The organism is Cyanobium sp. LEGE 06113, from assembly GCF_015207615.1.
The window spans coordinates 1-19,422 of the sequence record NZ_JADEWM010000009.1; the positions used below are offsets into that span (position 1 = coordinate 1).

Annotated in this window: 20 protein-coding genes; 7 read left to right on the plus strand and 13 right to left on the minus strand. The window is 69.8% G+C overall.

All coding sequences use genetic code 11. From position 1 onward, the window contains the following. Positions 1–328: 328 nt before the first annotated feature. The 3 genes from IQ220_RS13375 to IQ220_RS16140 all read right to left on the minus strand — a co-directional run bounded on the left by IQ220_RS13375 (position 329) and on the right by IQ220_RS16140 (position 1,440). Positions 329–709: a hypothetical protein gene (locus IQ220_RS13375; RefSeq protein WP_193915676.1), complete on the minus strand. Its 381-nt coding sequence runs from the start codon at positions 707–709 to the stop codon at positions 329–331. After that, on the minus strand, positions 706–1,059 hold the full coding sequence (locus tag IQ220_RS13380) for a hypothetical protein (RefSeq protein ID WP_228009231.1): 354 nt from the start codon (positions 1,057–1,059) through the stop codon (positions 706–708). The genes IQ220_RS13375 and IQ220_RS13380 overlap by 4 nt, the downstream gene beginning before the upstream one ends. Positions 1,060–1,305: 246 nt before the next feature. Beyond that, a complete protein-coding gene (locus IQ220_RS16140; RefSeq protein ID WP_255510977.1) occupies positions 1,306–1,440 on the minus strand; it encodes a hypothetical protein in 135 nt (44 codons plus the stop codon). A gap of 170 nt (positions 1,441–1,610) precedes the next feature. Between IQ220_RS16140 and IQ220_RS13385 the strand changes: the two genes are divergently transcribed. Beyond that, positions 1,611–1,829 (plus strand): hypothetical protein, encoded by a 219-nt coding sequence (locus IQ220_RS13385; protein WP_193915679.1) that lies wholly within the window; start codon positions 1,611–1,613, stop codon positions 1,827–1,829. A gap of 55 nt (positions 1,830–1,884) precedes the next feature. Further along, a complete protein-coding gene (locus tag IQ220_RS13390; RefSeq protein ID WP_193915682.1) occupies positions 1,885–2,934 on the plus strand; it encodes an AI-2E family transporter in 1,050 nt (349 codons plus the stop codon). On the opposite strand, the gene dnaG is transcribed toward IQ220_RS13390, so the two are convergent. Beyond that, complete coding sequence (dnaG, locus tag IQ220_RS13395; protein WP_193915685.1) at positions 2,847–4,997, minus strand: DNA primase; 2,151 nt, start codon at positions 4,995–4,997, stop codon at positions 2,847–2,849. The two genes, IQ220_RS13390 and dnaG, sit on opposite strands and share 88 nt — an antisense overlap. Between dnaG and IQ220_RS13400 the strand changes: the two genes are divergently transcribed. After that, positions 4,927–5,901 (plus strand): DMT family transporter, encoded by a 975-nt coding sequence (locus tag IQ220_RS13400; RefSeq protein ID WP_370566481.1) that lies wholly within the window; start codon positions 4,927–4,929, stop codon positions 5,899–5,901. The genes dnaG and IQ220_RS13400 overlap by 71 nt on opposite strands. A gap of 2 nt (positions 5,902–5,903) precedes the next feature. Continuing rightward, positions 5,904–7,139, plus strand: a complete 1,236-nt coding sequence (locus IQ220_RS13405; RefSeq protein ID WP_193915691.1) for a YbfB/YjiJ family MFS transporter — start codon at positions 5,904–5,906, stop codon at positions 7,137–7,139. Here the strand turns inward: IQ220_RS13405 and IQ220_RS13410 are convergent. Then, positions 7,117–7,563 carry a hypothetical protein gene (locus IQ220_RS13410; protein ID WP_193915694.1) on the minus strand — a complete coding sequence of 149 codons (447 nt, stop codon included), beginning with the start codon at positions 7,561–7,563 and terminating at the stop codon, positions 7,117–7,119. The two genes, IQ220_RS13405 and IQ220_RS13410, sit on opposite strands and share 23 nt — an antisense overlap. Positions 7,564–7,584: 21 nt before the next feature. Here IQ220_RS13410 and ruvA point away from each other — a divergent pair, with 21 nt between their 5' ends. The 3 genes from ruvA (at position 7,585) to IQ220_RS13425 (ending at position 9,078) form a co-directional block, all read left to right on the plus strand. Beyond that, positions 7,585–8,229, plus strand: coding sequence for a Holliday junction branch migration protein RuvA (gene ruvA, locus IQ220_RS13415; RefSeq protein WP_193915697.1), 645 nt, complete (start codon positions 7,585–7,587; stop codon positions 8,227–8,229). Between the two features lie 97 nt (positions 8,230–8,326). Next, a complete protein-coding gene (gene rpsO, locus IQ220_RS13420; RefSeq protein WP_186699945.1) occupies positions 8,327–8,596 on the plus strand; it encodes a 30S ribosomal protein S15 in 270 nt (89 codons plus the stop codon). A 35-nt stretch (positions 8,597–8,631) separates the two neighbouring features. Next, a complete protein-coding gene (locus tag IQ220_RS13425; protein WP_186699947.1) occupies positions 8,632–9,078 on the plus strand; it encodes a PAM68 family protein in 447 nt (148 codons plus the stop codon). Here the strand turns inward: IQ220_RS13425 and IQ220_RS13430 are convergent. The 8 genes from IQ220_RS13430 to trpD form a co-directional block, all read right to left on the minus strand. After that, complete coding sequence (locus IQ220_RS13430; RefSeq protein ID WP_193915700.1) at positions 9,075–12,611, minus strand: DNA polymerase III subunit alpha; 3,537 nt, start codon at positions 12,609–12,611, stop codon at positions 9,075–9,077. The genes IQ220_RS13425 and IQ220_RS13430 overlap by 4 nt on opposite strands. Positions 12,612–12,672: 61 nt before the next feature. Further along, on the minus strand, positions 12,673–14,133 hold the full coding sequence (gene gatA, locus IQ220_RS13435; protein ID WP_193915703.1) for an Asp-tRNA(Asn)/Glu-tRNA(Gln) amidotransferase subunit GatA: 1,461 nt from the start codon (positions 14,131–14,133) through the stop codon (positions 12,673–12,675). 30 nt (positions 14,134–14,163) lie between these two features. Then, the gene (locus IQ220_RS13440) at positions 14,164–14,403 is read right to left on the minus strand and encodes a DUF1816 domain-containing protein (RefSeq protein ID WP_186699950.1); all 240 of its coding nucleotides are present in this window, start codon (positions 14,401–14,403) and stop codon (positions 14,164–14,166) included. 63 nt (positions 14,404–14,466) lie between these two features. Beyond that, on the minus strand, positions 14,467–15,603 hold the full coding sequence (gene rlmB / locus IQ220_RS13445) for a 23S rRNA (guanosine(2251)-2'-O)-methyltransferase RlmB (RefSeq protein WP_370566482.1): 1,137 nt from the start codon (positions 15,601–15,603) through the stop codon (positions 14,467–14,469). 486 nt (positions 15,604–16,089) lie between these two features. After that, positions 16,090–16,524, minus strand: a complete 435-nt coding sequence (locus IQ220_RS13450) for a ribonuclease III domain-containing protein (RefSeq protein ID WP_370566483.1) — start codon at positions 16,522–16,524, stop codon at positions 16,090–16,092. Then, positions 16,505–16,843 carry an STAS domain-containing protein gene (locus tag IQ220_RS13455; protein WP_370561729.1) on the minus strand — a complete coding sequence of 113 codons (339 nt, stop codon included), beginning with the start codon at positions 16,841–16,843 and terminating at the stop codon, positions 16,505–16,507. Before IQ220_RS13455 ends, IQ220_RS13450 begins: the two co-directional genes overlap by 20 nt. A 115-nt stretch (positions 16,844–16,958) precedes the next feature. After that, a complete protein-coding gene (carA, locus tag IQ220_RS13460; RefSeq protein ID WP_193815661.1) occupies positions 16,959–18,098 on the minus strand; it encodes a glutamine-hydrolyzing carbamoyl-phosphate synthase small subunit in 1,140 nt (379 codons plus the stop codon). A 164-nt stretch (positions 18,099–18,262) separates the two neighbouring features. After that, positions 18,263–19,345, minus strand: coding sequence for an anthranilate phosphoribosyltransferase (gene trpD / locus IQ220_RS13465; protein ID WP_186699954.1), 1,083 nt, complete (start codon positions 19,343–19,345; stop codon positions 18,263–18,265). Between the last annotated feature and the right edge of the window lie 77 nt (positions 19,346–19,422).

Genomic DNA, 19,422 nt, shown 5'->3' on the forward strand with positions numbered 1-19,422 from the left:
AATCTGGTGAGCGTTGAGGGGAGCAGGCATGGCCCGGTGCCCTGCGCATGGCAACCGGATTCAGCTGATCCACTCCAGAGCGGTCAACCTGTTTGGCGCGACCCCTCAACCAGATTGTCGTCGGACACACTGCCTTGGTTTTGCCGACGACGTGAGCCATGAGGGCGAGCGGCCGATGGCGAGTCGAGCGCCTCGCGCACGACCGGATCCCCCCCCCCTGTAGCGACCCTCGAAGGGCATCACCACGGGCTAACGAGCCGAACAGGATGACCTTCTCGTAGGCGTCACACTCCACCACCGTGCCCAGCCCGCGCCGGGTCTACATCCTTCAGCCCTGCTCCAGCAGCTGCCGCACCAGAGCAATCAATTCCTTCTTCGTGAAGCTCTCCAGGGGCGGCGATGGGGGCGTCACGCCATGGCGTTCGAGAACCTTGGCCAGATCAGCCTTCCTGAGCTTGGAGGTGCCCTTGATCCTGTGCTCCTTGCACAGCCGCTTGAGGCTGGCCACCGACTGCTGCAGAAAACTCCCCTTGCCCAGCAAGGCCCTTGGGTTGCTGTGGTCTACAGGCTGGGGATCCCGGAGGTCATCCAGGGCAGCACTGGAGCGCTGCAGATGGTCTGCCATCCGGCGGTACACCCGGGCATCGGTGCCAGCCAGTTCCCTGTTGGTCTGCTCCAGCAGATCGGCGATCGAAGGCCGAGCGCTCATGGCGTTTCACCGAGCTGGTCGTAGCCGCCAGGCTGGATCGCAGCGGCCTTGGCTTTCACCGTGCGCCAGCGCCTCGCCTGTTGGATCAACCGCCGGAACATCTCCACCAGCCAGAAGCCGCTTTGGCGTTCGCTCTCCTCAATCAGTCCCACCATCGCATCGCCCGTTTCCTCCAGCTCGCGGATCACGCTGCCGAGCCTGGCGTTGAGGGCATGGAGCCGCGCCTTGGTCCGGGCCTCATCAGCCAGATCTCTCTCCAGCTCCACCAACTCCCGTTGCAGCTCAGAGATCACCACCCCACGGCGATCGCTCTGGGCCTTGAGGATCCCGCGGGAGCGGTTGGCCGACACCAGGGCCGCGCGACAGCCTGATAGGTGTCCTGCAGCGCCTCAGGCTCTGGACTCACAGGAAATTCGCTGGCTGAGCGGAGTGGCATCGAAGATCGAACGGGTGGCTTCAGGTCTACCGATTCTGGGCACTGCCGCCTTGCTGTCTACCCAGAAGGCGGGAACGGCCAGCTGTCGCTGACCCTGAGATTCCGTTTCACATTGATCGACGAATTCATCTCATTGATGTTGTAAGCGCCCCGGAAGTCGTCAGGCAGCATCAATGAGATGCTCAAGAATGGCATCCTCCCGATCGCCCGCCAGCACCCGCTCGCCCAGGTCCGGGCCGCCGAAGTCAAGGGGCGCCAGGCAGGTCACCGCATGGCCATGGTCAACCTGCAGCACCACAGCTGCCTGGAATGCAGGGTCGGCCCAAGCCCCCTCCAAGCCTTCGTTGCTGCCGAGGCCCGTGGTTCGGACCCTGACGCCATTGTTTGGGCTCGCCGCCCTGGCTCTGGCAGCCCCCCTGCCCGCCGCCCTGCCCGCCGCCCGGGCCGGCGACGGTCTGCCGGGCTATGCCCCCGGCAGTGGGGTGGACGCCGCAACCAGAGAACCCCCTGTTCGGCACCTGGACGGTGGCAGAGCAGGAGGGAGCCCTGGAGGTGCTGGCGGGAGCGGCCCGCTACCGGGCCCCACTCACCCCCTGGGACGGCGAGACCTTCAACACCAGCCCCGACGGCCGGGCGACCAGCTTCAGCTACGACGGCTACCGGTTCCAGCGGCGGGAGCCCTGAGCGTTGGCCAGCGGCCATGATGCCGCCACCAGCCCCTGCCCAGGAGACCTTCCCCATGCCCCTGCCCTCCGGCCTGCCCCGCCCGCTGGTGCTGGGGCTGTCCTTCCCGCTCGTGGTGCTGAACCTGTGGGTGTTCGCCTCGCTCTACAGGGCCTTTGAGGGCATCGCTTCCACCTTCATCCTCGCCGGGGTGATCGCGTTGATCCTCAACCTGCCGGTGCGCCTGCTGCAGCGGCGCCTGGGGCTGGGGCGCAGCTGGGCGATCGGTTTGGTGGTGGGGCTGTTCCTGGCCCTGGCCGGCCTGATCGCCGCCACCCTGCTGCCGCTTCTGGTGGTGCGGTTTCTGGCCTTCACGCAGGTGCTGCCGGAGTGGATCTCCGCCACCGCCCAGCAGCTCGACGCCGTCAGGGGCAGGGCCTCCTATCTGGGCGTGCCGATCGAGGTCAGCGAAATCATCGAGGGCCTGGCGGCGGGGCTCACCGCGCAGCTGGAGGGATTGCTGCTCAACATCCCCGCCTTCATCACCGGATCGCTGGGGAACTTCTTCAGCCTCTTCTTCCTGTTTGTGCTCACGATCTTCTTCCTGATCTATGGCGGTGATTTCGTGCGCAACTGCCTCACCTCCTGGCTGCCTGGCGACAACGGCCTCAAGGCACTGGCCGTGCTGCGCCGCAACTTCAACAGCTACATCTTCAACCAGCTCATCCTCTCAGCTGTGCTGATGGCTGTACTCACACCCACCCTGTGGCTGCTGAGGGCGCCGTTCCCCATCCTTTCAGGGGTGAGCATCGGTCTGATGGGCTTCATCCCGTTCGGGGCCATCCTCGGCATCCTGTTGTTCAGTGTGCTGTTCATGCTCAAGAGCTTCTGGCTGGGGCTGCGCATCTTCGCCGTGCTGATCGTGGTGGATCAGGTGATCGAGAACGTGCTGCCGCCGCGGCTGCTGGGCAAGCTCACCGGCCTCAACCCGATCGTGATCCTGTTTTCGGTGATGGTGGGCGCCACCCTCGCCAGTTTCTACGGGGTGATCACCGCCGTGCCGATCGCCGCCACCGTCAAGTCGCTGCTGCTCGACTCAGCCGAGCCGGCCTCCAGCTCGGCATAGCCCGCCCGCCGCCTGGCGTCGAGGGCCTCGAGGTAGCGGCGCTCGTTGTAATACAGCTCCTGAAAGCGCAGGGCGTCGCTGTTGAGCTCGGCGAACAGCTGCTCGATGCGGCCCTCCATGTCGCTGATCGGCACCAGGCCGGCATCCTCTTCGCTGCGCTCCAACTGCAGCAGGCGGGCGATGCAGCGCTCCAGGGTTTCCAGCCGCTGGCTGCTCCAGGCGTCGAGCAGATGCCGGCAGCGCTTCAGGCTGCGCTGGCGCTCCAATGAGGCCAGGGCGCCGCGCAGCTGCAGTTGCGGCTGGCCCAGCTGCAGCTGCTGCAGTTCGCTGGGCTCGATCAGGGGCGTGAGCCGTGTCAGCAGGCTGCTCTCCTCCACCAGCAGCTGGTCGCTGAGCAGGCGGGGCAGCTCCAGGTCGGCCAGATCGAGGCCAGGATCGAGGCCGCGGCTCACCGCCTCCAGCCGGCCGGCGCCCAGGTTGTCCTCCTCCAGGGAGCAGATGGCGGCCCAGAGCTGGCGGTGGTGGGCCAGGCCGAAGTCCTCCAGCTCATGGCGGCGCAGCTCGGCGCGGATGCGGGGCCGTTCCGGCGGGCAGTGCAGGTAGAGCCGCAGCACCTCCGCCTCGGCCCGCTCCCGCAGACCTGCCTCACCGGGCTGCTCCCACTTCTGGGAGCGGCCGTGCCAGCGCTGGCCCTTCACCTGCTGGCGCAGGTCGTCCTCCAGCTGGATCGCCAGCCTCGCCTGGCCGCCGCTGAGCCGCTCGGCCACCTGTTGCAGGTAGTGGCTGCGCACGGCGCTCTGGGGCAGCTTGCCGAGCAGGGCCACCAGGGCGCTCACGGCCTGCTGGAACTGATCCGAGCGGGCCAGGTCCTTGCCCTCCAGCACCTGGGCGATCTGCCAGTCGAGCCACTGGGGCGCCTGATCCAGCAGGGCGCGGTAATCACCGGCGCCGTTCTGCTTCAGGAATTCATCGGGATCCTTGCCGGCGGGCAGGTGCAGCACCCGCAGCTCCAGCTGCCCCTGCAGCGCCAGCTGCTCCACCTCGCCGATCGCCCGCTGGGCCGCCCTCACGCCGGCGCCGTCGCTGTCGAAGTTGAGGATCAGGCGGCGGCTCTCGCAGCAGCGGCACAGCTGGGTGATCTGCTGGCGGCTGAGGGCCGTGCCCAGGGAGGCCACCGCATTGGTGATGCCGGCGGCATGCAGGGCGATCACATCGAAGTAGCCCTCCACCACCACCGCCCGGTCATCGCGGCGGATCTCGTTGGCGGCCCGATCCAGGCCGAACAGGTGCTGCCCCTTCTCGAACACCTCCGTTTCCGGGGAGTTGAGGTATTTGGGCTCGCCGCCCTCAAGGCTGCGGCCGCCGAAGCCGATCACCCGCCCCTGGCGGTCGCGGATCGGCACCATCACCCGGCCGCGGAAGCGGTCGTAGTGCCCACGGCGGCTGTCGCCGGCCTCCCCCTTGCGGGCCGCCACCAGACCGGCGGCCTCCAGCCATTCCGGGGCCACCCCCTCCACCTGCACCAGGTGGTTCAGCAGCCCATCCCAGCGGTCGGGGGCAAAACCCAGCTCGAAGCTCTCGATCGTGCCCTCACTGAGGCCCCGCTGCTCGCGCAGATAGGCCAGGGCGGCCGCCCCGCCCGGGGCACGCAGCTGGCTGCGGAACCAGCCCGAGGCCAGGCTCAGCACCCGGTGCAGCTGCTCGCGCCGGGAGAGCTGCTTGCGCAGCCGCTCCTGCTGGGGGCCATCCAGCGTTTCCACCGGCAGCTGGTACTTGCGCGCCAGCTCCAGCACCACATCACTGAAGCTGTGGCGCTGCAGCTCCATCAGGAACTTGATGGCGTTGCCGCCGGCGCCGCAGGAGAAGCAGTAGTAGAACTGCTTGGCGGGCGACACCGTCATCGACGGCGATGTGTCGTCGTGGAAAGGGCAGATCCCCACGAACTCGCGCCCCTTCTTCTTGAGCACCACGTGCTCTCCCACCACATCGACGATGTCCGCACGCTCCTTGACGGCCTCGATCGTGCGCGGATGCAGGCGGGGATGGAGCGCGGGCTGGCTCAAGGAGTGGCGCTACCGATGGGGGTTGGATCGCCCCCATTCTGCCGGACACCACCACAACTGGGCGCCCCTGTGGATGCTGGCCAGCGCCCTGGCCTTCAGCCTGATGGGGGTGTGCGTCAAGGCCCTCGGCGGGCGCCTGCCGGTGTCGGAGGTGGTGCTGGCCCGGGCCGTGGTGAGCGTGCTGATCAGCTGGTGGCTGCTGGGCAGGGCCGGGATCGATCCCTGGGGCAACCGCCGCGGGCTGCTGATGGGGCGGGGTCTGCTGGGAACAGCGGGGCTCTACTGCATCTATCAGGCGATCGCCGGCCTGCCCCTGGCGGTGGCCACGCTGCTGCAGTACCTCCATCCCACCTTCACGGCGGTGCTGGCCTGGCCGCTGCTGGGCGAACGGCCCGGCTGGCGGGTGGGAGGGGCTGTGCTGCTGGGCCTGCTCGGGGTGGGGGTGCTCACCATCCCGGCCGGTGATGGGCTGGCGGCCCTCTCCGACCAGCTGCCGACGCTGCCCCTGCTGCTGGCCCTGGCCGGAGCCCTGCTCTCGGCCCTGGCCTACGTGAGCGTGCGGGCCCTGCGCCGCAGTGAGCATCCCCTGGTGGTGGTGTTCTACTTCCCGCTGATGGCCCTGCCGATCAGCCTGCCCCTGGTGCTGCTGGATCCGGTGCAGCCCACGGCCGTGGAGTTCGCCTGGCTGCTGGGGGTGGGCCTGTTCACCCAGCTGGGGCAGCTGGGCCTCACCTATGGGCTGATGGGCATGGCCGCGGGCCGGGCCACGGCGATGAGCTACGTGCAGGTGCCCCTGGCGGCGCTGTGGGGCGTGTTCTGGTTCCAGGAGACCCTCGCTCCCTCCCTGCTGCTGGCCGCCGCCCTGGTGCTGGGTGCGACCCTGCTCAGCATCCGGGCGGGCTGAGGATGACCACCAGAACAGAGCTGGGCATCGGGGCGGACGTGCTGGCGGGCACCTGTGCCATCGCCATCGGCATCGGCCTGGCCCGTTTCGACTTCTCGATCCTGGCCAAGCAGATGGCCACCGCCGGCTGGATCGACACAGCCTCGATCGGCGACCTCTCCGGCGGCAATCTGATCGGCTATCTGATCGGCTGTTTTCACCAGTCGCGGCTGCGCCGGCACCAGCATGTGCTTGGCGTGATTGCCCTGGCCCTGGTGCTGACCGTGGTCTCGATGCTGGCCGAGGGGTTCTGGAGCAGCACGGGATCTCAGGCCGTCTGGCGGTTTGTGGGGGGCTGGGCGGCGGCCCAGCTGATGACCGGGGTGCCGAGCCTGGCGTTGCGGCGGGTGCCGGCCAGGCAACTGCGCCTGAGCACGGCCATCGTGATGGGAGGAGCGGGCCTGGGTGGCCTGCTGGGGGCCCTGGCGGTGGGGCTGTTCGCCCCCTCCTCGCCCCGGCTTGCCTGGATCCTGCTGGCCGGCCTCAGCCTGCTGCTCTCCCTGCCGATCGTGGCCCTGCTGCTGCGCAACCGGCGGCATCCGCCGGTGTCCCCAGCCAGTCCCAAGGGCCAGCCGGGGCCATCCCCGGGCCAGACCCACCGCGCCGTCTGGCCCGCCGGCCTGATCCTGTTGGCGGCGGCCTACGCCGTGGCGGCGATGGGGTCGGTGCCCAGCGTGTTCTACGAGCCGCTGCTGCTCAGCCAGCGCTTCGGCGCCGGACCGGTGGCGGACAGCCACGGCCTGGCGATCTTCGGGGCCGGTGCCATGGGCGGCTCCCTGCTGGTGGTGTGTTTGCCGCGCGCCTGGGCCACCCGGCACTGTCTGGTGGGGGTGGCCCTGGCCGGGGTGGCGGCGGCGGCCCTGTTCGCCTGGGGAGAGAGCCAGGAGCTGGTGGTGCTGGGCTCCTTTCTGCTGGGTTGCTGGACCTGGATGATCGTGAGCCTCACCCACCTGCGCATCCACGACTTCGTCCCCAGCCAGGCGCACCGCCGCTGCTGGGCCACCTGCACCCTGCTCTATGGCCTGGGACTGATGCTGGTCTCCTTCGCCAGCTCCGGCCTGGCCAGCAGCAACCTGCAGCTGGTGCTGGTGATCTGTTTGGGCCTGATCCTCCTGCATGCCGTGCTCGAGCTGCTGCAGTGCCGCGCTCCAGCCCTGCCGGATCAGGGGCTCCCGCTCAGGACGGCAGGGGATCGGTGAGCCAGAGCTGGGTGTCGCCGCCGATGGCGCCGCTGGGGCGGGCCAGCCGCCAGCTCTCGCCCCGCTCGCCGCGCTGCAGGTAGAGCTCGAAGGGGCTGTCCACCCGCACCCGGTCCCCCGGCAGGCGCCAGTCGAAGCTGCCGCTGAGCCGCAGGCCGCGGGCCTCGCCGATCGCCACCGCCTGCTGCTCACTCACCCGCACCCGGCTCACTTCCGGAATGCCGTCGGGCTCAAGACCCAGCGACTGGGCAATCGACCCCTGGGTGAGCTGGATCTGCAGGGCCAGGGCGCTCAGCAGCACCCCCCGGGGCGGCTGGCCGACGCCGCCGCAGCCGCTGATCGGCAACAGCAGCAGCAGGCAGAGCAGCGGTGAGAGCAGCGGTGGCAGCAGCCGCTGGGCAAGGGTCCGCAGGGCGGGCAGCATGGGGGCGGTTTCACTTCCCCCATGATCGGCTGGCTGCAAGGGGACATCACCGATCCGTGGCAGCACGACAAGCGCTGCGGCCTGCTGCTGGTCTGCGGCGGCGTGGGCTACGAGGTGCAGGTGAGCCAGCGCCAGTGGCAGCGGCTGCCGCCCCAGGGCGGCAGCCTTGGCCTGCACATCCACCAGAGCATCCGCGAGGACGGCTGGACGCTGTTCGGCTTTGCCGAGCGCCAGGAGCGGGATCTGTTCCGGGAGCTGGTGGCCGTGAGCGGGGTGGGGCCCCAGATGGCCCTGGGCCTGCTGGGGGTGCTGGAGCCCACCGCCCTGGTGCTGGCGATCGTGCAAGCCGACCTGCGCCAGCTCTGCCAGGCGCCTGGGGTGGGCAAGCGCACCGCCGAGCGGCTGGCGGTGGAGCTGCGGGTGCGGCTGCAGGAGCGCTTCCTGGGCGGGCCGGGCCCGGGCGGCGAGGCCGAGCTCGAACCCCTGCCCGCCCTCAGCGACGGCAGCCGCGACGACCTGCACGCCACCCTCGCTGCCCTGGGCTACGAGGGGCTGGAGATCCACCGGGCCGTGCGGGGCGTGGCCGCCCAGGGGCTGGCCGCCGACGCCAGCGCCGAGGAGTGGATCCGCTGCTGCCTGCGCTGGCTGGCCCGATCCGCCGCCTGACAGGGCGGTAAAGTATCGGTTTGCACCGCAGAGGCCGGGGCAGGCCCTGCCGGGGCCACCAGGCTGCAGGCTCGCGCTCCGCCACTTCCCACACTCCATGCCGCTCACCACCGCCCAGAAGCAGGACCTGATCAACGGTCACCAGACCCATGGCACCGACACCGGTTCCGTGGAGGTTCAGGTGGCGATGCTGAGTGAGCGGATCAGCCAGCTCACCGGCCATCTGCAGCAGAACAAGCACGACTTCTCCTCCCGCCAGGGGCTGCTCAAGATGATCGGCCGCCGCAAGCGGCTGCTGGGCTACCTCAAGGGCATCAGCCAGCAGCGCTACGCCGATCTGATCGCCAAGCTCGGCATCCGCGGCTGAAGCCGTCCAGCAGCACGCCACCGCAGAGCGAGTCCATGGCCGGTAAGGGGTTGGGAGATGACGCGGCCGCCCGCGCGAGCCGCAAGGGGTCATCCTCCGGCCGCTCCAAGCCGTCGGCTGTTCCGAGCAAGAAAGCCGCCGCGGTGCCGAGCAAGAAGGCCCCGGCCCGGGCCATTCCCGATGTGGTGGCCAATCGCATGGCACGCCGGGTGGCCATCGCCACCGGCATCCCCACCGTGATGGGGATGGGGGTGTTCGTGGGCAGCTACCTGCTGGTGAGCCGCCAGATCGCAGACATCTCCCCCGGCCTCACCCTGGCCGCCTCCGGCGGCTGCTTCCTGCTGGGGCTGGTGGGCCTGAGCTACGGCGTGCTCTCCGCCAGCTGGGAAGACCAGCCCGGCAGCCTGCTGGGCCAGGAGCAGCTGGGCCTGAACATCGGCCGTCTGCGCCAGTCGCTGCGCAGCCTGCGCAGCGGCAGCTAGGCCGCCAGCAGGGGCGCGCTGATCCGCGCCTGAAACGCCGCAGCCGTGAGCGTGTCGAGGGCTGCGGCGGGATCGGAAACGCAGAACTGGGACCCGAGCCGCACGAAGCGCACCGCCTCCCCCTGCTGCACCAGGGCCACCACCGGCACCCGCTGGCCGGCTTCGTCCTGGGGCGGACGGTGCCGGTGCAGGCATTCCCGCAGGCGGTGCTGGATGGCGATGTCGCCGGCCTGGTCGGCGGGCAGCTCCACCATCAGCAGCTGCAGGTCATCGATCGAGCGGCAGTCATCCACGATCAGCTGCACCCGGTCATCGCGGCGATCCACCGTGGCCCACACCAGCAGGCGGGCATCCACCATCAGGTGGTCGACCAGGCGGGCGTAGCTGCGCGGGAACACCACGGCCTCGCAGCTGCCGGTGAGGTCTTCGAGCTGCAGCACGGCCATGCGATCGCCCTTGCGGGTGTTCACCTGGCGCAGCTCCGGCACCATCACCACGGCACTCACCTTGGCCTTGTCGGCCTGCTCCTCCAGGTGGGCCAGGGCCAGCGGTGAGAGCAGTTTCACCGGCCGGGCCAGCTGCTTGAGCGGATGGTCCGAGAGGTAGAAGCCCACCAGCTCCTTCTCCAGCCGCAGCTTCTCGGTGGGGGGGTAGTCCTTCACTGGCGCGGCCTTCGGGGCCGTGCTCAGATCGGCCCGGCCGGCGGCGGCGTCAGGGCCCGGGTCGCTGGCGCTGCCCATCAGGTCGAACAGGTTGCCCTGGCCGCTGGCCCGGTCCTTGGCCCGGGAGCTGGACCAGTCGAGCACCAGATCCAGATCGGCCATCAGCTGGGCCCGGTTGGCGGCGGGCTCGAGGGCATCGAGGGCGCCGGAGTGGATCAGGGCCTCGAGGGCGCGGCGGTTGAGCTGGTGGCCGGGGATGCGGTCGCAGAGATCGGCGAGGCCCTGGAACGGGCCGTCGCTGCTGCGGCTCTCCAGCAGCTGGCGGATGGCGCCATCGCCCAGATTGCGCACAGCGGAGAGGCCGAACAGGATGCGATCACCCACCGGCGTGAAGTCGATGCCGGAGGCATTCACATCGGGGGGCATCACCTCGATGCCCATGGCATTGCAGTTGGCGATGTAGCGCTGCACCTTGTCGGAGGCGCCGGCATTCACCGTGAGCAGCGCCGCCATGTAGGCCACCGGGTAGTGGGCCTTGAGGTAGGCGGTCTGGAAGGTCACGGCGCCATAGGCCGTGGAGTGGCTCTTGTTGAAGCAGTACTCGGCGAACAGCACCATCTGCTCGAACAGGGTTTCGGCCACCCGGGGCTCCACACCGCGATCGGTGGCCCCTTTCACAAACAGGCTCTGGTGTTTCTCCATCTCACTCTTCTTCTTCTTGCCCATCGCCCGGCGCAGCAGATCCGCCTCACCGAGCGAATAGCCGGCCAGGTCCTGGGCGATCTTCATGATCTGCTCCTGATACACCATGATCCCGTAGGTTTCGCTCAGGATCGGCTTCAGGGCCGCGTGCACCACCTCAATCGCTTCGCGGCCGTGCTTGCGATTGATGAATTTGGGAATCAGCCCCGCATCCAGGGGACCTGGCCGGTAGAGCGCCAGGATCGAAGAGATGTCCTCCAGGGATGAGGGCTTCAGATCGCGCACGATCTGGCGCATGCCACTCGATTCCAGCTGGAAGATGCCCTCCAGATCGCCGCGGGCCAGCAGGCTGTAGGTGGCGGGATCATCGAGGGGAAGGCGGTCGGGGTCCACCCGGGCGCCGGTGCTCTCCTCCACCAGGGCCAGGGTCTTGTCGATCATGGTGAGGTTCTTGAGGCCGAGGAAGTCCATCTTCAGCAGCCCCATCGACTCCACGTCTTCCATGAAGTACTGGGTGATCACCTGGCCGTCGTTGTTGCGCTGCAGCGGCACCAGCTGATCGAGGGGATCGGCGGCGATCACCACGCCGGCGGCGTGCACGCCGAAGGTCTTGTTGGTGCCCTCGATGCGCATCGCCATGTCCACCCAGCGGCGCACCTGCGGATCCCTCTCGTACTTCTCGCGGAATTCCGGCGCCGGCGATTCAGGGCCGATCATCTCCTTGAGCTTGGCCGGTTTGCCGCGCACCACCGGGATCAGCTTGGCCAGCCGGTCGGCGTCGCCATAGGGAATATCCAGCACCCGGGCCACGTCCTTGAGCACGGCCTTGGAGGTCATGCGGTTGAAGGTGATGATCTGGGCCACCTTGTCTTCGCCGTAGCGCTGGGTCACGTAATCGATCACCTCGCCGCGGCGCTCGATGCAGAAGTCGGTGTCGATGTCAGGCATCGACTTGCGCTCCGGGTTGAGGAAACGCTCGAACAGCAACCCATGCACCACCGGATCGATGTTGGTGATGCCCAGGGCATAGGCCACCAGGGAACCCGCCGCCGAGCCCCGTCCCGGCCCCACTGAGATGCCACTGTCGCGGGCGAAGCGGATGTAGTCCCACACCACCAGGAAATAGGTGGGGAAGCCCATCTGCTCCATCACCTGCAGCTCGAAGTGCAGCCGTTCGCCATAGGCAGGATCGAAAGGCGCCCCGGCGGCCAGCTCCAGCCGATCGCGCAGGCCCTGCTCCGCCACGCTGGTGAGATAGCTCACGGCGGTGTGGCCCTCCGGAATCGGGAAACGGGGCATCTGGTAGCGGCCCAGGATGTCGTAGTCGTCCACCTTCTCGGCCACCCGGGCCGTGTTGGCCACCGCCCGCTGGATCAGCTCCGGCTCCAGGTGATCGGCGAACAGGCCGAGCATCTCGGCCTCGCTCTTGATGTATTCCGTGCCGGTGTAGCGCAGCCGCTTCTCATCGCTGATCAGCTTGCCGGTGAGCACACACAGCAGGGCGTCATGGGCCTCCACATCCCCCACGCTGAGGTAGTGGGCGTCGTTGGTGGCGATCAGCTCAATGCCCAGCTCGGCGCCGATGCGGGCGATGCCGCTGTTGACGATGCGGTCTTCAAGGCCGCCATGGTCCTGGATCTCGAGGTAGAAGTCGTCGCCGAACACCTCCTGGTACCAGGCCGCCACCTCGCGGGCCACCTCGGGCCGGCCCCGCAGGATCGCCTGGGGGATCTCGCCGCCCAGGCAGGCCGTGGCCACGATCAGCCCCTCGCTGTGCTGGCGCAGCAGCTGCTTGTCGATGCAGGCCCTCGCGAAGATGCCCCGGCCGCGCATGCCGCGCAGGTGGCTGAGGGAGGTGAGCTTCACCAGATTGCGGTAGCCCACCGCGTTCTTGGCCAGCACCACCAGGTGATACCGCCGCTCCTTCTTGGGCGGGTTGGGATCGTCCAGAGAGCCGTTGATCACGTACATCTCATTGCCGATGATCGGCTTGATGCCGGCCCTGGCGCAGAGCTTCAGCAGTTCAATGGCGCCATACATGACGCCGTGGTCGGTGAGGGCCAGGGCCGGCATGCCCAGGGCCACGGCCCGCTCCACCATGGCCGGCAGCTGGCTGGCCCCATCCAGAAGGCTGTAGTCGCTGTGGTTGTGGAGGGGGACGAAGGCCACGGACAACCGCATCTGTGGTGGTCAGAGTAGGGCCGCACCACCAGATCTGGGGTGGGATGGCTCAGACGGCCAGGGCCGCCTCAGGACGGCGCTCCATCACCCTGGCGGCCAGCTCGTAGTGGTGCGCCACCTGCAGCAGCAGACCCTCCTCCAGCACGTTGGTGATCAGCTGCACGCCGATCGGCAGGCCGCGCTCGTCAAAGCCGCAGGGCAGGCTGACCGCCGGCAGGCCGGCCATGTTGGCCGGGATCGTGAGCAGGTCGGCCAGGTACATGGCCAGGGGGTCGTCGGTGTGGGCGCCGAAGCCGAAGGCGGTGGTGGGGGAGGTGGGGGTGAGCAGCACATCCACCGCCTCGAAGGCCCGGTCGAAGTCCCGCCGGATCAGGGTGCGCACCTGCTGGGCCTTCTTGTAGTAGGCATCCACATAGCCGGCCGAGAGGGCATAGGTGCCGATCAGGATGCGGCGCTGCACTTCATCGCCGAAGCCCTCGGCGCGGCTGCGGGCGGTCATCTCGGCCAGGTTGGCGGCCCCTTCGGCCCGATAGCCATACTTGACGCCGTCGTAGCGGGCCAGGTTGGCCGAGGCCTCCGACGGGGCAATCACGTAGTAGGTGGCGATGCCGTCGTTGAAGCGGGGGCAGCTCACCTCCACCAGCTCGCAGCCCTGCCGCTCCAGGGTGGCGGCGGCCTCCAGCACCGACGCCTTCACCTCGGGGGCCAGGCCCTCGGCCTCCAGGCACTCGCGCACGATGCCCACCCGCAGCCCCGCCACCGGCTGCTGCAGCGCGGCGCGGTAGTCGGGCACCGGCAGGCGCAGGCAGGTGGAGTCGCGGGGATCGGGGCCGGCGATCACCTGCAGCAGTTCCGCCGCATCGGCAACGCTGCGGCTGAAGGGGCCCACCTGATCGAGGGAGCTGGCGAAGGCCACCAGCCCGTAGCGGCTGACGCGGCCGTAGGTGGGCTTCAACCCCACCACGCCGCAGAAGGAGGCGGGCTGACGGATCGAACCGCCCGTGTCGGAGCCGAGGGCACCGAGGCACTCGCCGGCGGCCACGGCGGCGGCGCTGCCACCCGAACTGCCACCAGGCACCGTCTCGGGGTTCCAGGGGTTGTGGCTGGGCCCGAAGGCGGATGTCTCGGTGGAGCTGCCCATGGCGAACTCATCGAGATTGGTCTTGCCGACCAGCACCGCGCCGGCCTGCCAGAGCCGTTCGGTCACGGTGGACTCGTAGGGCGGCACGAAGCCCTCCAGCATGCGGCTGGAGCAGGTGGTGGCGATGCCGGCGGTGCAGAGGTTGTCCTTGATCGCCAGCGGAATCCCGGCCAGGGGAGGCAGCGGCTCGCCCGCGGCCCGGGCGGCATCGACGCGGTCGGCATCGGCCCGTGCCCGTTCAGCCGTCACGGTGAGGAAGGCCTTCACGGTGCCGTCCACGGCGTCGATCCGGGCCAGATGGCGGTCCGTGAGCTCCCGGGCCGACACCTCGCCCCGCTCCAGCTGCCCACGCCATTCGGCGATACCCATCCAACCGCTCAGGTGCTTGCGGCGACGCTATCAGCCAACCTCAGTGAGCGGCTCGCCGCGGCGGAGGCGCAGCAGCTGCACGTCCAGGGAACCGGGCGCTTCGGCCTGCAGGTCGGCCACAAAGGCCGGCAGCCGGGCCTCGAGGCTGCTGCGCCGCAGAAAGGGGCCGAACCAGTACGTGACCTCGGGAGACTGGGTACGAACCCGTCCCCACCAGGCCAGACCCAGACCGTTGGCGCAGCTGCGCAAAGGCCAGAGCAGCAGGTTCATGCACAGAAGCCTCTCAAGCGCCCATTGTGCCCGTCCGCTGGGACGGCTCCTCCCAGACCGGGCTCAGAGGGTGATGTCGGAGCCGAAGGCCGGATCTGAGCTGGGCTCAGCCATGGGCTGGGGCCCAGAGCTGGGCTCAGACAGGACTTCGGGCTGCTCCACGGAATCGGCCTGGATCAGCCCTTCTGACTCGAGCACCGACAACACCTCTGAGAGAGCCTCTGGCAAGGCTGCCGAGAGCTCCTGCGGTTCGGTCGCCTCAGGCGCAACCGACTCCAGGGTCTGTTCCTCAGCAGGAGTCGCATCGAGAGCAGAGGGCTGGGCCTCGGCGAGCGGCTGGGGCACCGGCAGCTGGGGCCGACGCAGCCGGGGCGCGGGTTGGCCCCCCTTGAGGCCCTGCATCCAGCCGCGGCGGGCCACCTCGTACAGCAACATCGCCGTGGCCACCGAGGCGTTGAGGCTGGGGGTGGCGCCCCGCAGCGGGATGCTCACCAGCTGGTCGCAGTGCTTGCGGGTGAGCATCGCCAGGCCGTCGGATTCGGAACCGGTGACGATCACCAGCGGACCCTCCAGGTCGGCCTGCTCCAGGCTCACCGTGCCCTCGGACGCCAGGCCCACCACGCGGTAGCCCTCCTCCTTCAGGGTCTCGAGGGCCCGGTTGAGGTTCACCACCCGGGCTACCGGCAGGTGCTCCAGGGCGCCGGCGGCCACCTTCGCCACCGAGCCGGTCAGGCCGGCACTGCGGCGTTGGGGCAGCACCATGCCGTGGGCTCCCAGGGCCTCGGCGCTGCGGGCGATGGCGCCGAGGTTGTGGGGGTCGGTGATGCCATCGAGGGCCATCAGCAAGGGCGGCTCGCCCACCGTGCGGCAGCCCTCGATCAGGGAGGTGAGGTCGAGGGTTTCGGCGGCAGCGACCTGCAGCACGATGCCCTGGTGCACGGCGCCGCCGGTGAGCTGGCCGAGCCGGGCCCAGGTGACCTCCTCCACCAGCACACCCGAGGCCTTGGCCTCCCGCAGCAACTGCAGAAAGCGTGGGCTGAAGCGCAGCTCCGGCGTGCACCAGATGCGGTGCACCGGCCGACCGCCCTCCAGGGCCGCCTGGGCTGGATGGCGGCCCCAGATCAGGTCATCCGGGGTCCTGTCCTCGCCATGGCGCTCGGCCTCCGGCAGGGGACGGGCCTGGTCGGCGTCCACCGCCACCACCCGGGCGGGGCGCTCGGAGCTTCCGGGGCGACGTGGGCCGCTGTAGCTGCGGGCCGGACCACGGCTGCTGCTCTCACGGCGGGCGGGCGGGCGGCTCCAGTCGCGGCTGCCGCCGGCGGCGGCGCCGTCTCGGGGCGGCCCCTCCCGGTTCCAGCTGGAACGGCCGCGCTGCCAGGGCGATCCGGACTGCGGCGCGAGAAGGAGCTGCGCTCCCCCTGGCTGCGGGGGCCTCCGAGCCGGCGGGCGGCCGCAGGACGGGCGCGCTCCCAGCCCGAGTCGGCTGCTCGGCTGCGACCTTCCGCCGCGTCGTCCCGGCCAGGGCGACTGCCCTCGCGGGGCCCCTCTCTGGAGCCCCCCTTGGAGCGCTCCCGGTCGCGGCCATACAGACGCCCTCCATCCCGGCCCGGCGCGCGGCCCCTCGGCCCCCACTGCCCGTCCGCTTGTCCGGACGGCGATCAAATCGAGGGCTCATGGTCTGTGCGATCAGGGGTTGTGGTGCTGCAAGTGATCTAGCAGCACGACCAGCCGGGGCGGATCGTGCAGGAACAGCCAGCCCAGCAAGGCCTCAAAACCCGTGGCCCTGGCATAGGTGGCTGGGTCGCTGCCGCGCGGTCCGCGGCCGGCGCGGTTGCGGGCCCGGCGCACCAGATCCGCTTCCGCCGGCGTCAGCCGAGGCTCCAGCTTGGCCAGCAGCCGCGCCTGGGCTTCTGCGCGCACCTCGTCCACCACCTGCCGATGCAGATCCCTGGCCCGGGCCGGCGTGCGGCAGCGCTCCAGCCGCTGGTGCAGTTCCCACACGGCATCGCCGAGCCAGGCCAGCTGCAGCGGGCCCAGGTCTGAGTCAGGGGGGCGGGCCTGCAGATCCGCCAACCAGCTCAACCGGGCTGGGACGGCCGGCTCAGGGGGCGAGGCGCTCAAGGGCTGTGGGCAGGTCGGGCTGCAGGTGCAGGAACTCCTCGAGGCGCACCAGCTTCACGGTCTGTACCACCCGGGCATTGCCCACCACCAGGAACTGCTGCTTGTCGGTGTTGCACTGTTTGGCGAGCTGCACCAGGGCGCCGAGTCCTGAGGAATCGATGAAGTCGATGCTGCTCAGATCAACCACCAGGGGCTGGCCCGGGCTGCGATGCTCGGCGATGAACGTGCCGAATTGCTTGTCGGAATAGGCATCCAGCTGGCCCGTGAAACGGAACAACTGACAGCGGGCCTGCTGCTCAAAGCCGCCGCGAAGAGACACCGTGAGACGCTGCAGGTCGGTGATAGCACTGCCCCCAAGACGTGACTGCGGGGAGTGTAGAGAGGTCCACCGCTCTTGCAGCAAGCCACAACAAAAGTGCGCCTGGGCTGGGGCTTCAGGCCCGGCGCTCGGCCATCAGGCCGGCGAAGCGGCCGAAGTGATGGTCGGCGTCGTGGGGGCCCGGGCTGGCCTCCGGGTGGTACTGGATGCCGAACACCGGCTGGTCGCGCAGGGCCAGAGCGGCCAGGGTGCCGTCGTTGAGGTTGAGGTGGGTGATCGACACCCGCTCCGGCGGCAGGGAGTCGGCCGCGATGGCAAAACCGTGGTTCTGGCTGGTGATCTCCACCTGGCCCGGACTGCCGCAGGGATGGTTGAGGCCCCGGTGCCCGTAGCCGAGCTTGAAGCTCCGTCCCCCCAGGGCCAGGGCCAGGATCTGGTGGCCCATGCAGATGCCGAACAGGGGCAGATCGGCCTGCTTCAGGAGGCCCGTCACCAGCTCCACGCCCGTGGTGACGGCCGCGGGGTCGCCGGGGCCATTGGAGAGGAACACCCCCTCGGGGCGGTGGGCCAGCACCTGCTCCAGGGTGGAGCTGGAGGGCAGCACGGTGACGTCGCAGCCGTGGGCCACGAGGCGATCGAGGATGGCGCGCTTGATGCCGAAATCGATCGCCACCACCCGGTAGCGCTGGTCGGGGCTGGGCTGGAGCCGCTCGTCGAAGCCGGCCTGGCAGGTGGAGGTCCAGGTGTAGGGCTCAGGGGTGCTGACCCTGGAGGCCAGATCCAGCCCCTCCATCGACGGTGCCGCCGTGATCTCGGCCAGCAGTTCCTGGGCAGAGCGGCCATCGCTGCTGATCGCCCCATTGATCGCTCCGCCTTCGCGCAGATGGCGCACCAGGGCCCGGGTGTCAACGCCACGGATGCCCACCACGCCGTGCTGCTGCAGCCAGGAGTCGAGGCTGGCCTCGGCCCGCCAGTTGCTGGCCACGGGCGCCAGCTGGCGGGCGATCACGCCGCGCACATGGGGCCGGGGGGCTTCCTGATCGGCGGCGTTGACGCCGGTGTTGCCCAGTTCGGGGTAGGTGAAGGTCACGAGCTGGCCGGAGTAGCTCGGATCGGTCATCACCTCCTGGTAACCGGTCATGCCGGTGTTGAACACCACCTCGCCGATGGCCGTGCCCACGGCGCCGAAGGCCTCACCGCGCAACAGGGTGCCGTCGGCGAGCACCAGCAGGGCCGCGCGCGGGGAAGCGGTCATGGCCTCGGGCAGAGCGGTGTCGAGAAGGGCGGTGTCGGGCACGGGCTGGCGGACGGAGGGTGGCGGGAAGCAACGGGCGCAGCGGAAGCGTTCTCCCTGCATCGATCATGCCCTGGGTCACCACCGCCGCCGGTGTGCATGGGCACTTCAGGGCACAGCAGGGCTCAGCCCGGTGCCAGGGCCTCCTGCAGGGCCTCGAGGCTGCGCCAGGCGGCGCCGTCGGCCAGCGCCCGCCGGGCCGGTTCACAGCCCGCTGCCGGGGTCTCGCTCAGGCCGGCCGCCCACAGCACCAGGGCGGCATTGAGAACCACCACATCGCGCTGGGGCTGGCTGCCCCGGCCCTGCAGCACCGCTTCGAGAATGGCCCGGTTGGTGGCCAGATCGCCACCCGCCAGCGCCGTGATCGGGGCGCTGGCCATGCCGAGCGCTTCCGGGTCGAGCCACTCATGGCGCACCTGGCCGTCTTCCACCAGCCGCAGGTCATTCACCCCGGCCAGGGAGGCCTCATCGAGCCCGCCGGCCCCATGCACCACCACGGCCCGGCGCAGGCCGAGGCGGGCCAGGGCGCCGGCCATCGGGTCGAGCAGGTCGGCGCGGGCCACCCCCAGCACCTGGGCCTGCGGCCGCAGCGGATTCACCAGGGGCCCCAGCAGGTTGAACACGGTGCGCACCCCCAGGCTGCGGCGCAGGGGGGCCAGACCCACCAGGGCGGGGTGCCAGCCGGGGGCAAACAGAAAGGTGAGTCCGGCCCGGGGCAGGGCGGCCAGCACCTGCTCCTGCGGCGCCTGCAGGTGGATGCCCAGGGCCTCCAGCACGTCCGCCGAGCCGACCCGGCCACTGGCGCTGCGGTTACCGTGCTTGGCCACGGCCGCACCGCAGGCGGCGGCCACGAAGGCCACCGCGGTGGAGATGTTGAAGCTGTCGGCGCCATCGCCACCGGTGCCGCAGGTGTCCACCAGCGCCAGGGCCGGCCGCGGCAGCTGCAGGGCGCAGGCCTCCAGCAGCACCTCAGCCATCGCCGCCAGTTCCTCCGCCTCCACCCCCTTGGCCCGCAGGGCGGCCAGCAGGGCGCCGGTGAGCACCGCTGGAATCTGCTCATCCAGCCAGCCGCGCATCAGGGCCGTGGCCTGCTGCGCCGACAGGGCCTCGCCGGCCAGCAGCTGCTCCAGCAAAGCGCTCCAGGCGGCCGGGCTGCCCGACGCAGCGGAACCGGAAGACGGACTGGCAGGAGGGGGAGTGGCGGCCATGGCTGGGCAGAAATCGGCAAGAAAAAGCCCGGGTGCAGAGCACTCCGGGCCGGGTGATGGGGACCCACCCACTATCA

Bases quoted from the DNA above. Each gene is read 5' to 3' on its own strand.
- IQ220_RS13425 (WP_186699947.1), top strand. From the start codon at position 8,632: ATGGCCGGTAAGGGGTTGGGAGATGACGCGGCCGCCCGCGCGAGCCGC.
- IQ220_RS13440 (WP_186699950.1), bottom strand. From the start codon at position 14,403: ATGAACCTGCTGCTCTGGCCTTTGCGCAGCTGCGCCAACGGTCTGGGT.
- IQ220_RS13385 (WP_193915679.1), top strand. From the start codon at position 1,611: ATGCCCCCGGCAGTGGGGTGGACGCCGCAACCAGAGAACCCCCTGTTC.
- gatA (WP_193915703.1), bottom strand. From the start codon at position 14,133: ATGGGTATCGCCGAATGGCGTGGGCAGCTGGAGCGGGGCGAGGTGTCG.
- carA (WP_193815661.1), bottom strand. From the start codon at position 18,098: ATGACCGCTTCCCCGCGCGCGGCCCTGCTGGTGCTCGCCGACGGCACC.
- IQ220_RS13400 (WP_370566481.1), top strand. From the start codon at position 4,927: ATGTCCGCACGCTCCTTGACGGCCTCGATCGTGCGCGGATGCAGGCGG.
- trpD (WP_186699954.1), bottom strand. From the start codon at position 19,345: ATGGCCGCCACTCCCCCTCCTGCCAGTCCGTCTTCCGGTTCCGCTGCG.
- IQ220_RS13405 (WP_193915691.1), top strand. From the start codon at position 5,904: ATGACCACCAGAACAGAGCTGGGCATCGGGGCGGACGTGCTGGCGGGC.
- IQ220_RS13375 (WP_193915676.1), bottom strand. From the start codon at position 709: ATGAGCGCTCGGCCTTCGATCGCCGATCTGCTGGAGCAGACCAACAGG.
- ruvA (WP_193915697.1), top strand. From the start codon at position 7,585: ATGATCGGCTGGCTGCAAGGGGACATCACCGATCCGTGGCAGCACGAC.
- rpsO (WP_186699945.1), top strand. From the start codon at position 8,327: ATGCCGCTCACCACCGCCCAGAAGCAGGACCTGATCAACGGTCACCAG.
- IQ220_RS13390 (WP_193915682.1), top strand. From the start codon at position 1,885: ATGCCCCTGCCCTCCGGCCTGCCCCGCCCGCTGGTGCTGGGGCTGTCC.
- IQ220_RS13410 (WP_193915694.1), bottom strand. From the start codon at position 7,563: ATGCTGCCCGCCCTGCGGACCCTTGCCCAGCGGCTGCTGCCACCGCTG.